Here is a 12,229-nt window from a genome sequence, read left to right on the forward strand (position 1 = left end):
TAGCTTATGTGAGACCCCGCAGGCTTGCCGAGGAGGCTCACGGGCTACCCGCGGAAAGCGAAGTCTTGCACGGAAATCATTAGCGGTATTAAGAGATTACTCTGAAATTATTCGTCTTTATGAGGCGGTTTTATAGTCTTGGCCCATCCTCTTTTATTGGTCAGGGAATTGAATCATTCATTACATAACGGTATTATCCTCATACCATCATCTATTCCAAGAACCTCAATAGATCTCCATAAATGATATCATCTGACATTCCCAGTTCTTTTCTTGCGATTTCTTTATATGGTTTGCACTGATTATCAAGTAAAGACTCGCCATTCTTCCGGCTGTAACAGACGTTATCTTTATAAACGAATTTTTCTGTTACAAATCCTCCATCACGAAAAACAACTGGATGATTCTCAACTCTTGTAAACAAGTTGTGGCCAAATGAAAGATTCTCTTTAGACTCTATGCCAAGTAAGTGAAGAATGGTGGGACGGATATCAACTTCTCCGCCGATGGATGATATATTCTTCCCTTTCGTTCCCGGTACATGAATGATCAGAGGAACCTGCTGAAGTTTCATATGATTCAATGGAGTGTCTTCCATATTCATTAGTTCTAATACCCCTGGCTCATATTTCTCAGAAATCCCATAATGATCCCCATACAACACAAATATCGACTCATCGTAAATACCCTTTTCCTTTAATTTTTCGAAGAAGCGTTTGATTGCCTCATCTTCATACCGGACGGTCGTCACATACCGGTTGACTACATCCACTTTAGTCGAAGCTTGGGGAATAAATTGATCCTTCTCTTCCAATAAGAAAGGAAAATGATTGGTCAATGTAATAAACCGAGTATAAAATGGTTGAGGCAGATCCTGAAGAAAAGTAATAGACTGATTGAAAAAAGGAATATCTTTTATCCCATAATTCACTGAATTTTCTTCTGTCACCTCATAATCTTGCTTCGAATAAAATTGGTCATATCCCAGAGAGTCATACATGACATCGCGGTTCCAAAAGCTAGCATCATTCCCGTGAAACACAGCTGAATAGTAATCATTTTTTTTCTTTAATATATGAGGCATGCTCTTAAACTTATTTTCCGGGTTTCTCACAAATACAGAACCGCTGGCCAGGGGATAAAGCCCTGTATCGATCATAAACTCTGAATCTGAAGTTTTTCCTTGTGCGGTTTGGTCATAAATTTGATCAAAGTAGAAACTGTCCTTCACCAGTGAGTTAAGGAAAGGAGTTATCTCTTTTCCTTCTACTTTTTTGTTGATGACAAAGTTCTGGGTCGACTCCATGCTGATCAGGATAACATTTTTTCCTTCTGCAATCCCAAAAAGATCAGACTCGTCATTCTTCTTCGTTTTTGTATAATTCAACGGGGAATTTGTATCGGTTTTTGATGCCACTAAAGGATTGAGATTCACTCCAAGTGCATATCCAGTGTCGTACACATGATAATTATAGGGACCGATTGCTGTTACCATCTGTTCCCGATCGTAGGCTTCCTGGAATAAGTACGGAGTCTTAATGAGGCCTACAGCCACCGTCAATAAAACAAGCGCAAGGCTTACCGAAAAATAATTCAGTTTTTCCCTAGTAGTAAACGAAGGCATCCTTCTTCTTTTGTTCAAGTACCATCCGACGATGCCAATATCTGCGAATAGCAATACATCCCAGTAACTCATGAGTTCAAATGTGCTGGGACCGATGCCACCTACATTCTTAAATTGGAATAGAATAGGCAAGGTGACAAAATCCGTATAAAATCGGAAATAAAGCAAATCTGCATAGAGAATCCCAGTCGTGAGGACCGTAGCCAGGAATAGTGTAAATGCATGGACTTTCTTAGTGAAATAAAAGCTAAAACCGAGAGCGATCATCAGAGAACCGATTGAATTAATAAGAAGCAAGCATAAGTCCAGAAAGGAATGTATGGAGATATTGAAGCCCGCAAGCAAGACGATCATCGTCTTAATCCAAAGTAGAAGTAACAAGGTGCCAATCAGTTTAAATTTTTTCAATTTAATAAGCAATTGTGTCAATCTTCCCATTTAGACATACCTGATTTCTTTAAAAGGTGCCAGTACACCTTTCAATACAGTCAATGCCTTCATTACCTCTTCATGACGGTGATAACCCATCAAAGCAAGTTGGATCCAGTTCCTTTTCAGGAGATAATCACTTTCATAGCTGAGTAATACCCCTTTTTTCTTACATTCATCCCCTACCCTGCTGCTTGATGATCCAGGCGGTAGTTCAATCGTAATGATACCAGGTGAATAAGTATCATCTCCCATTGGGCATAGTTTCCAGTCTTTAAAGATATCCCTTACACAATGAGATAAATCTGTATGATCATTCTTTTCAAGATTTTTTAGTGCTTCTTTTAATGCTCCGATCAGATTTGAAGAGTGAGTGAAAGGTATGCTCTCTTTCTCTGCATATAAGCCTAAATCCAAGTATCTTGGTATCGATGGATGAGAGAAAATTTTGTCCCTGTGAAAAATAATCCCCAGGCCCGGATAGGATCCGATCCCCTTCCCGCTTACTGTACTCGCGAGGTATACGTCTTGGAAATTCACCGGCACAATACCGACAGAGCTGCATGCATCCACGCATAATTCAGCTTCGTATTCTTTTGTCAATGACAAAATTCCTTCAAGATCGTATAAATAGCCGGTGGACGTCTCGCAATGCACGGTCCAGATCCATTTAGGCGAATAGGTACTCAATGCCCACTGTATTTCAGAGAGTGTGATCTCTTCTCCCCATTGCTTTTCAATTGTTCGATATGTCAACCCGCTTCTATTCGCATGATCGATGAGACGATATCCAAATTCGCCGTTTGCCAGAATCAGTCCTTCACCGTTCAACCTTTTTAGCTGCTGTGCAACCATATCATTGGTCAACGTGCCTGTCCCAACAACTATTTCCGAATGATTTGCTTTAGTTAAATCGCATAATGTTGATTGTATCTCTTTCAATTGCTGTATTAATGAGGAGTTCCTATGGGAAACAGGTGGCTTCCTGAAAGCATTCTCTACCTCAGGGTGAAGAGATACCGGTCCTGGAAGGAAGGAATGTGTCACAGTATTGACCTCATGATGGTTGGAAGCTGCCAGCATCAACCTTTCAAAAGCCTTCGTCGAACGTTCAAAGTTTGCCTTTGTCAAATACATCGGCTGGAAGCGTGCACTGTCCTCTCCCACCAATGATGCAAAAGGTTTAAAGCCGATTCGGTTATACAGCTTCAGCTGGCGGACAGTCCCTGAAATAAGGGCAAGATTGTACCCTTTCTCCAAGCAAAATTGAACCAACCTTTTACACAGTCCGTAGAAAACCCTTGTACTTCTATATTCTTCTTTAACGGATAAAAGTCGCACTTCGCATGGCACACTCTCAGAAGGGATATACTCGTCCAGATTGTGCAGCTTATGGTCAAGAGAAAAGGGACGGTTTGAACGGACTGCAATCATCCCTATAATTTGATCATGGTTTTTTGCTATAATATATGTATTTTCATCATGAAATTTATCTACGAGCTGCCCAATCTCATTCTCCTTATGCTGAGGGATTTCCTTCACAAATGTTTGATAATTCAAATGATTAATTTGTAAAAATTCGTGTGGAGCGCTTGCAACCTTATAGACAAGGGAATCTTGACTCATACTTGAACCTCCTCTTGTTGAAGTAAATTACCAGATGTTCTAAACAGATTGCGACTTGCCTGATTTTAAATGAGACATTACCACTATTACGAACAAAATCAGGAGTCCGCATGGTATAATGACTGACCCTTCAATCACAAATGCTGAAACAGGCATGGAAGCCATTGTTAGAAAGCCTGCCGTTTTATATTCGCGTAAAAGTCCATATGATACTCCCATGGCAATGGCTGCGACAACTATGGTGACTGGTGATAGAACCAATGCGGAAGCCATGTATACTACTACTCCCTTCCCACCATGAAATCCTAGTTGAAAAGGATATAAATGACCGATGCACAGGAAAACAGAACTGATGACCAGGGCTGAGTCACTGTCAAGCAGCCACTGCTCTACGATTGTCAACGTAATAAATACCTTGACAGCATCAATCAACAAGGTCAGCAGGAATCCTTTTTTACCAAGCACACGGGCGGCGTTCGTCGCCCCGACATTCCCGCTCTCCAAAATCCTGATATCCTCGCCTGTAAGCAGCTTCACGACATAGTATGCACCCGTTACACTTCCAGCCAAATACGATATTGCTATGATTAAAACATACACAATGATAATTTTTTCCAAATATTTGCACCTGACTTTACCAATAGATACATTTTTCATTGTACTTCTGTTCCTCTTTGAACTGAACAGAAAAGTGCCTAATTAATAGACGATTAGGATTTGAAAAAGTTTCATTTTTTTACAGTTTTCTTTATTTGAAATGGAAGATATATCAAATAAAAAAGAGTAAAAGAAATAACTTCCAGAGATAATAAATACCAAGGATATTCACCTAAATAATCAATCGGGCTTGGATTGAAAGGTTTATGGATGAGAAACATGTAATTGGCACCAAGAAGTAAGTTAATGCCATATACTGCTGCAGCGATTACATTCAAAACAAGAAATGACTTCAAAAGTGATGAAAAAGTGACTGTTAATCCTTCAACCCAAATCATGTACAAGCATGAAAGTACGATTACAGCATGTACAATGAAAAACTGAAAATAACGTAAATGAGGAAAGCCAAAGAACAATTCCGGAGTGAGCATTGCAACAAAAGCACCCGTCATACTTGTAAAAAAAGCAATTTCGAATAGAAATCTGTTTCTAGTCAATAGCATTAAGATACACAAATAAAGAGATATAGAACATAACTGAAAAGGAAGATTTATCGTAAGCGACCATAAATCATTTATTCCATACCATAAATGGAAAAATAGTTCCCCTGCCACCATCAGTGAAATGAGTACCCATCTAGCTGCATTCTTCCCTTTATTCTTTAATCTATTTCTATACATAAATAAAAGATAGATCAGCACAAGCAGAAGAATGATCGCGGTAAAATGCGAAAGGGAAAATAATTCAAATGGATAATCTTCGTACCGGAAGTTCAATAAGTCCTTCATTTTCACCCTCCTCTATTCTATATTCTGGTTTCTGGACTCTTTTTCCTTTTTTAGTTGATTTTATTCAGATAGATAGTAAAAAACCCATTTTACTGTTGGTAAAATGGGTTGAATTTCATTGTACTTTTCGAAGCGGCATCCCCTGTTGACGGGAAAGAAACTCCAGAGCATAATAATTAAACTCTTTAGGTTTCTCGACATTGCATACGTGTCCGCAGTCGTCTAGAAAAATCTTTTCTGCGGAAGGATCGCCTTGTACATCTTTATCAAGCGCTTTAACAAATAAGTGATCCTCTTTACCCGAAATATACAGTTTCGGTATATGCGATGCTTTTTTCTGGACGAGCTGATAGGTGGATTTAACGTATGGGGTGAGTCTGTACCAGCTCAGAAAATCATGACGATTCATTTTTTTTGCTTCTCTGATGAAAAGCTTCCTAGAAATGGCATGATTCTTCCTTGGCATCATAATATACGCAAATATTTTATAAAGCCATATAAACGGAATGAACGATTTGATTGCATCTCCGAGTTTTAAAAGGACAGAAGCAAACAATGTAAAGCGTGTGATACACCCAGCTAAAACAGCACTCTTTACACGATTAGGATACCGCTGTAACAGTGCATGAATGAAAATTGACCCCAGTGAAACCCCGACAAAATGGGCCCGTTCAATTCTCAAATGATCCATTACCTTCAATACTTCACGAAGGTTCAATTCAATGGAAAATTTCTCGCTGTAGCTTTTCACACTCGGTGACTGTCCATGACCCGGCAAGTGAATCGTAATGACATTATAGTGTTTTTTAAATGCTTGGAGCTGCTTGCCGAAAATATTCGAATTCCCGCCAATGCCATGAAGGAATACCACATATTCCTCGAAGTCTCCTTGATGAACTTTATATTCCAGCATGTATTCTCTCCTTCAAAGCAAAAAGCTTATATTAAAAGATGGTTATTGTCGTATGAGTTTCAATTCACAACAAACACAATATGGTTCTTCTCGATAATACAATCCCTATTGTATCTTATTACTCCGTGTAATGACATAGTGGAAGGACAGAAAATTCGACTATTTTGTGAGAGTATAGTGAAGTTGAAGTTCACCTTACAACCTGAATCCTCATAATAAAAGGCCGCCCTTTTAGGCAGCCTTGATAAAAACATGTTATCTAATTGTATGCAGATAGGATCGGACGTTTAGAAACTTGGAATCCAGCCAATATTCTACCTGTTTTTTTAATGTCACTGCTTTAAATACACTGAAAATCAATACTAGTACGATTGCAAAGATATTAGTCATTACAATTTCTTCTGTTTTCATCATATCCTCCGGTTCATTTTACTTATATGAATTTTTTTGATCGGCTGCTTGAGGCGGCTGCTCCATCCATCCTCTTTGTATCAGCAGTGTCAACCCATCAGTTGAATATTTCATGATATCAGTGATAAATAGTCCGTAGTGGACAACAAGATCTTTTCGCATTGACATCGCCGCTGCCTGACACAACGTAGTCAATCCTACTGTGTTCGAAGCAGATATAAAATAGAGAATGAGTTTCTCAGAAAACGGAGAATCTTTGGTGTTTTTAACTTCCATCCCTACAGGGTAAGTCGGGAAGAATTCATCTTTCATCAAAACTTTGTTTAGAGTGAATATTTGCTTTTCACTTAACTTCTTCCCTTTCCGCAAATATTCTTTTACATCTTTGTCTTTGGATACTTGGAGAAATCCCTTCAGCATGATGATGCCAATACAGTTTCTCTCAATCGCAAAAAATAGTTCACTCAGTTCAAATGCATTCAGCGGCCTGGATTCACCAAACCATGTTTCAATCAGGGAAGGCTGGTGATGAATGAAGGTGATAGAATCCGGATAATCCATTTTGGGTGGACGGTCATATATTCCTTTTGAAATCATTAAATTTAATGATTTCTTGTACATATCGCTTGTCTTCTTTAAACCCTCGTGAAAAAAAGTGACGATATCCTCTCTTGCCACTTTTCCTAAATAAGTTGAATAATGGGTTATTATCATTTGCCCTGCCCGGTAGATAAAACTTAATGAAAATAAATCAGAGAATAGCGGCGAGGCAGAGAAATCAATATCTTTGTCAGAAAAACCTTGAGGAACAGGAAAGTTTTCTTCTTCAAGGATGGTTTTGATTTTGCCAATCGAATCATTACTTGTCATTAATACTTCTTCTAAAACTTCTTTGATCTCTTGATCTTTCAGATGATGAAGAAAATGTTTATAAAAGCATGTTGTCGCAGAATAATTCATATAACTAATCCATAATGCAGCGATTTCTGCTGTTGTTAAAGGAATTTTTTGTTCTGCCATCTGCCCGCTCCTTTTTGTTGATTGTTACTGAATATTATTTTCATAATTGGCCGCATTATCCACGAAAATCATTATGAGGAATAACTGATGCCAAAAGAAAAGACTGCCAATCCTGACAGTCCCATGTAAGATGCTATTTAGTTTTAGCTTTGACTTCATATTTCACAAAGAAAGGCAGCAGCAATGAAATGATAAAGGCGATCATCACAATGATGCCGAATGTCACAGGTTTGCTTAAACCCATATCTGGAGCCATCACCAATCCAAAAATAACTGCAGGCACAACAATCAGAAATGAGACAAAAAACTTCGAAGAGAAACTGATTGTATGCTTCTTGCCGCAGTTTCTGCAAACGACCGGCTTGTACGAACTCCATATAGAAAATAATATTTCTTTCCATCTAAATTTACTCTTACACACATTACACTTCTGCAAAACATTTCCCCCTATGGTCCAGATGAATCTATTTCTATCTTACCATAAACACCCTGTAACTGGTTTTCTCATTTCAATGAGACCTCCCCTTCCTATCAAAAAAAAGAAAGTCATGGACTGCTTGATTTCCATGACTTTCTTTATTATTGAAGACTGTGAATTAAACCCGTTGTGCCAAAGCCTGTTTTAAAGAACCAAGAATCTTAATTTCTTTAAAATCGATACCAAGACTTACGACTGCATGAGCAATCTCAGGCCGCAGTCCGGTAAAGACAGGCTGAACACCGATCAATTTCAATGACTTTGCCAAAACAAAAAATTCATTTGCTACCATCGTATCTACGATAGGGACACCTGATACATCCACTATCAACTCTGAATTCCCAAGTTCCCCACAGCGTTCTAAAGCCGTTTGCATAAGAATCTTGGCACGGTGTGTGTCAAGGTCCCCCACCAATGGGAGAATCGCGATATCATCTGATAAAGATACAACAGGAGTTGACACCTCTAACATCGTATCTTTTGCCAGTCTTAGCGCATTCTTATGATAATGAACAAACGTGACACTATACACATATGCCGTCTGATCAAGTAAAGAATCGATAATTTCATTAATTCTTAATACGATTTCTATTTTCATCATAGGTTTATCAATGTTTTCCCGGATAAAGTCCCATATTACTTTTCGGTAGATCTTATTCATACTGAGAAGTTCATCGATCGCTAATCCATGATCCACCGCTGTCTGACCTGTCTTCTCAGACCATTTGTTCAAATCCTCCCATACAGCTTCTGCATCAAATGCAATCAATGCCTGTCCAGTTATTTCAATTAAATCTGCCTGCCAGGCTATAAACTCTACAAGATCAACTTTTTCCCTTTTTAGAAACTGATTGTAATGGTCATTTAAAGCATCACTTATCTTTCTTGAAACTTCCAATTTATTCGATACAATTAATTCACCAAGCATTCTTGCCTTTTCCAACTGACCAGCCCCCTGAAAGCCTATTGTTTGATAAGTCATCTCTGCTTACCTGTATGTTTTAAAATTTTTTACATCCTTACTACATACCCACTTTTAATGACTTGAAACCTCCAAATCAAAAAAACTAATCTGTAAAATAAAGGATTACACCCTGCAAATCGGGAATATTACAACTAACCTATTGATAAGAAGGGGAATGCTGTCTTGATAAAAACATTCAAGTTAGTCAGGAAAATTGTCGGGCAAAGCATGCCGGTCTATGTCACACTGGTTGATGATACACTTGTGGATTCCGGACCCTACAGTTTACATAGACAGGTACGAAAGATCGTCAGAGAACACACTGTACAAAGTGTCATACATACTCATCATCACGAGGACCATACAGGTAATAGTCACTGGATTGAAAAACATTTAAAGATTCCTCAGTGGATACATCCGGACGGGGTTGAAAAATGCTTGGGAGATACAAAACTTCCTTTCTACCGGTCGGTGTTTTGGAAAAACCGGAAATCGTTTACCCCAATGGAACTGCAAGATACAGTGTTTAAGACTAAAGAGCATCTATTTACCATTGTTCATACGCCCGGCCATGCGGATGACCACATCATTTTGATCGACGAAGAAAAAGGAATCTGTCTTTCGGGTGATTTATACTTGTATCATTCACCCTCTTCCCATTTTTCATTTGAGTCTGTACCTGTATTAATACACTCACTTACTAAAGCACTGAATCACTCTTTCAAGGAAATCTATTGTTCACATGGCGGATATCTTCATAATGGACGCCGATTAATGGAGAGGAAGCGGGATTATTTATTGAACCTTCAGGAGACCGTTTTGAAGCACTACCAAGAGGGTTACACCCCTATGGAAATAAGAAAAATGCTGCTTCCCAAAAACAAACCATTTCAATATTTCTCACTCTTTGAAAACTCTCCGATTCATACAATAAACTCCATCATCAATAATAAGTAAAGACCCGCCCTGCAGTGCTTTAAAGCACTGCAGGGCGGGCCTTTATTTTGCCATTTTTTCTGCTAAAGTGGATGGGAGTTTGATTTCAACCTTATAGATGATATCGAGTATTTTCGTCCCGATGAATTGACAAATGAGCGCATACATGATGAGTTTCAAGTCTATGACTAGTCCTGTTAATAATAACAGGCTGCTATTTATGACGAAAAGGGTTCGACCAGGTGAATAACCTTGCAGTTTGGAAATAATGAGCGCCAATATATCCATCCCCCCGGACGAAGCGCCCATTCTGAAAAGAATCCCGATCCCGATTCCAAACAATACTGCACCAATCAACATATCGATCACCGCATTCGTCAATGGTGCAGTCATAAAGGGACTTATGAAATCAACGGTTACAGAGGTTATGGTTACACAGAACATCGTCCAAAGGGCATTCTCCTTTCCCAGCCATTTGACAGCAGCAATCAACAGACCTGCGTTTAGTGACCAAAGCGTTATAGAAAAAGGAATATTTAATAGATAATTCAGCAGAACGCTCACACTGGCAGCCCCGCCTGATGGAATGAAATGTGGAAAGAGGAAAGCAGCCATTGCGGCTCCTTGAATTCCAGATGCTATTGTGAGAATGACGGATTTCAGTATGTAATTCATCTATGCATGACTCCTATTTATGCGTGTATTTACTATACTAGTTTAGTAGTATTCAATTTATACTGCAATGTGAAAATATGCTCAAGCTGCGACAGCCCACAAGGTTGTCTCCTTAAGGAGGAGTTTTGCCAGTGAATAGCTAACTTAATAGAGTGGATATTTTCAAGCGCTACAATCGATGTTCCGTTTAGGCGTGTGTACGAAAAAGTACGTAATCGAAAACCATTCAACATTTATGAAATTAAGGGGGTAATAAATATGATGCTTACTAAGACAGGCTGGGACGCTGCAAGATCTTTTTTAATTTCCTATGCCCGTCCCCTGGAACAGAAGCTCTTTACATATCATTTTGAAAACGGAACCAAAGAAGATGCCGTGGAAGAACTAACTTCTTTTCAAAATGATGATGGTGGTTTTGGGAACAGCATTGAACCGGATTTCAGATTAGGAGAATCATCTCCAATGGCTACAACTGTGGGCTTACAAATTGCAAAGGATCTACAATTAACGAAAGACCACCCTATGGTTGTCAAAGCAATGAGTTACCTGGAAGCCGCATACGATGACCAGATGGAAATCTGGCATGCTGTACCTCCAACAGTGAATGATGTTCCACATGCTCCATGGTGGCATTTCGATAGAGCAAAAGGGTTCTGTGGTGTACAGACAACCTGGGCTAATCCAAATGCTGAAATTGTAGGATACTATCATTTATATCAACAAGAAAATCCTAATTTAAAAAAATGGACACACAAAGCATTAATTGAGCTCACAAAACTTCCACATCCAATTGAAAAACATGATTTCCTCTGTTATTCACGACTGCTTGAAAGCATCACGGATAATGAAAATGCTCAACATGACATTCATTTATCTTTATCCCGTTCCCTTCATGAAACGGTCTGCAAAGATCCTGCTCGCTGGAATGAATATGTTGCAAAACCCCTCGAGTTTGCACCTTGCCCATCTTCACCATTTCATGATTATCTGAAGAAGGAAGCAGAGCTTCAATTAGATGCAGAAATCAATTGTCAGCATGAAGAAGGCTATTGGCAGCCCGCCTGGTCGTGGTTTGGACAATATAAAGAAACTTGGAAAAAAGCTGAAAATGAATGGCGGGGAATCTTGACTCTGTCGATGCTTCGATCGCTTGATGCATACGGAAAAATCGATAAGTAAGTCCACCATTCTTTATCATAAGGAGGAAGAAACAATGGAAGCCAAACCGATGACATCTGAAGAGTTTTCTATTTTTCTGGAAAAGTCAATTATTAACTATGCTGAGGAAAAAGCCCATTCCGGCAACTGGACCGAGGAAGAATCTTTTGAGAGGGCGAAAGCAGACTATGCCAGACTCTTGCCGCAAGATGAAAAAACGGAGAACAACCATTTATACTCGCTGTTTCAAGATCATATACTCATCGGCTCCTTTTGGCTTGCCGTTATGCCGAACAAAACCGGATACATCTATAACGTTGAAATAGTAAAAGAATTCCGGGGACAAGGATTTGGAAAATCAGCAATGAAAGAAATCGAAATAAAGGCAAAAGAACTTGATCTGACCAAAATTGAATTACATGTATTTGCCCACAATACGACTGCAAGAAGGCTTTATGAAAAAATCGGCTATGAAGTTACGAATGTAATCATGGCAAAGTCCATCTAAAGTAAAAACCCGGGAAATTTCAAACATCCCGGGTTTCTATCC

13 protein-coding genes are annotated in these 12,229 nt (G+C 39.0%); 3 read left to right on the top strand and 10 right to left on the bottom strand.

Annotated features, from left to right (window positions below; translation table 11 throughout):
• Positions 1-211: 211 nt before the first annotated feature.
• The 9 genes from AAEO50_RS14350 to AAEO50_RS14390 all read right to left on the bottom strand — a co-directional run bounded on the left by AAEO50_RS14350 (position 212) and on the right by AAEO50_RS14390 (position 8,889).
• A complete protein-coding gene (locus AAEO50_RS14350; protein WP_341984971.1) occupies positions 212-2,032 on the bottom strand; it encodes an LTA synthase family protein in 1,821 nt (606 codons plus the stop codon).
• 30 nt (positions 2,033-2,062) lie between these two features.
• Positions 2,063-3,679, bottom strand: a complete 1,617-nt coding sequence (locus AAEO50_RS14355; RefSeq protein WP_341984973.1) for an aminotransferase class V-fold PLP-dependent enzyme — start codon at positions 3,677-3,679, stop codon at positions 2,063-2,065.
• Positions 3,680-3,718: 39 nt separating this feature from the next.
• Entirely contained in the window at positions 3,719-4,297 is a 579-nt protein-coding gene (locus AAEO50_RS14360; RefSeq protein ID WP_341984975.1) for a glycerol-3-phosphate acyltransferase, read from the bottom strand.
• A gap of 110 nt (positions 4,298-4,407) precedes the next feature.
• Positions 4,408-5,124 (bottom strand): TIGR02206 family membrane protein, encoded by a 717-nt coding sequence (locus AAEO50_RS14365; RefSeq protein WP_341984976.1) that lies wholly within the window; start codon positions 5,122-5,124, stop codon positions 4,408-4,410.
• A gap of 115 nt (positions 5,125-5,239) precedes the next feature.
• Positions 5,240-6,037, bottom strand: coding sequence for an alpha/beta hydrolase (locus tag AAEO50_RS14370; RefSeq protein ID WP_341984977.1), 798 nt, complete (start codon positions 6,035-6,037; stop codon positions 5,240-5,242).
• A 255-nt stretch (positions 6,038-6,292) separates the two neighbouring features.
• Positions 6,293-6,427, bottom strand: coding sequence for a hypothetical protein (locus tag AAEO50_RS14375; RefSeq protein ID WP_341984978.1), 135 nt, complete (start codon positions 6,425-6,427; stop codon positions 6,293-6,295).
• 39 nt (positions 6,428-6,466) lie between these two features.
• The gene (locus AAEO50_RS14380) at positions 6,467-7,468 is read right to left on the bottom strand and encodes a DUF3231 family protein (RefSeq protein ID WP_341984979.1); all 1,002 of its coding nucleotides are present in this window, start codon (positions 7,466-7,468) and stop codon (positions 6,467-6,469) included.
• Positions 7,469-7,601: 133 nt separating this feature from the next.
• Positions 7,602-7,904 (bottom strand): TIGR04104 family putative zinc finger protein, encoded by a 303-nt coding sequence (locus tag AAEO50_RS14385; RefSeq protein ID WP_341984980.1) that lies wholly within the window; start codon positions 7,902-7,904, stop codon positions 7,602-7,604.
• Positions 7,905-8,064: 160 nt separating this feature from the next.
• Positions 8,065-8,889: an STAS domain-containing protein gene (locus AAEO50_RS14390; protein ID WP_341984981.1), complete on the bottom strand. Its 825-nt coding sequence runs from the start codon at positions 8,887-8,889 to the stop codon at positions 8,065-8,067.
• Positions 8,890-9,093: 204 nt separating this feature from the next.
• Here AAEO50_RS14390 and AAEO50_RS14395 point away from each other — a divergent pair, with 204 nt between their 5' ends.
• Positions 9,094-9,867 (top strand): MBL fold metallo-hydrolase, encoded by a 774-nt coding sequence (locus tag AAEO50_RS14395; protein ID WP_341984982.1) that lies wholly within the window; start codon positions 9,094-9,096, stop codon positions 9,865-9,867.
• 42 nt (positions 9,868-9,909) lie between these two features.
• On the opposite strand, the gene AAEO50_RS14400 is transcribed toward AAEO50_RS14395, so the two are convergent.
• Positions 9,910-10,521 carry a YitT family protein gene (locus AAEO50_RS14400; RefSeq protein ID WP_341984983.1) on the bottom strand — a complete coding sequence of 204 codons (612 nt, stop codon included), beginning with the start codon at positions 10,519-10,521 and terminating at the stop codon, positions 9,910-9,912.
• 258 nt (positions 10,522-10,779) lie between these two features.
• On the opposite strand from AAEO50_RS14400, the gene AAEO50_RS14405 reads away from it, so the two are divergent.
• Positions 10,780-11,700 carry a hypothetical protein gene (locus tag AAEO50_RS14405; RefSeq protein WP_341984984.1) on the top strand — a complete coding sequence of 307 codons (921 nt, stop codon included), beginning with the start codon at positions 10,780-10,782 and terminating at the stop codon, positions 11,698-11,700.
• A complete protein-coding gene (locus tag AAEO50_RS14410) occupies positions 11,675-12,187 on the top strand; it encodes a GNAT family N-acetyltransferase (protein WP_341984985.1) in 513 nt (170 codons plus the stop codon). Before AAEO50_RS14405 ends, AAEO50_RS14410 begins: the two co-directional genes overlap by 26 nt.
• The last annotated feature ends 42 nt before the right edge of the window (positions 12,188-12,229 follow it).

This window comes from Rossellomorea oryzaecorticis (genome assembly GCF_038405515.1).
GTDB lineage: Bacteria > Bacillota > Bacilli > Bacillales > Bacillaceae_B > Rossellomorea > Rossellomorea oryzaecorticis_A.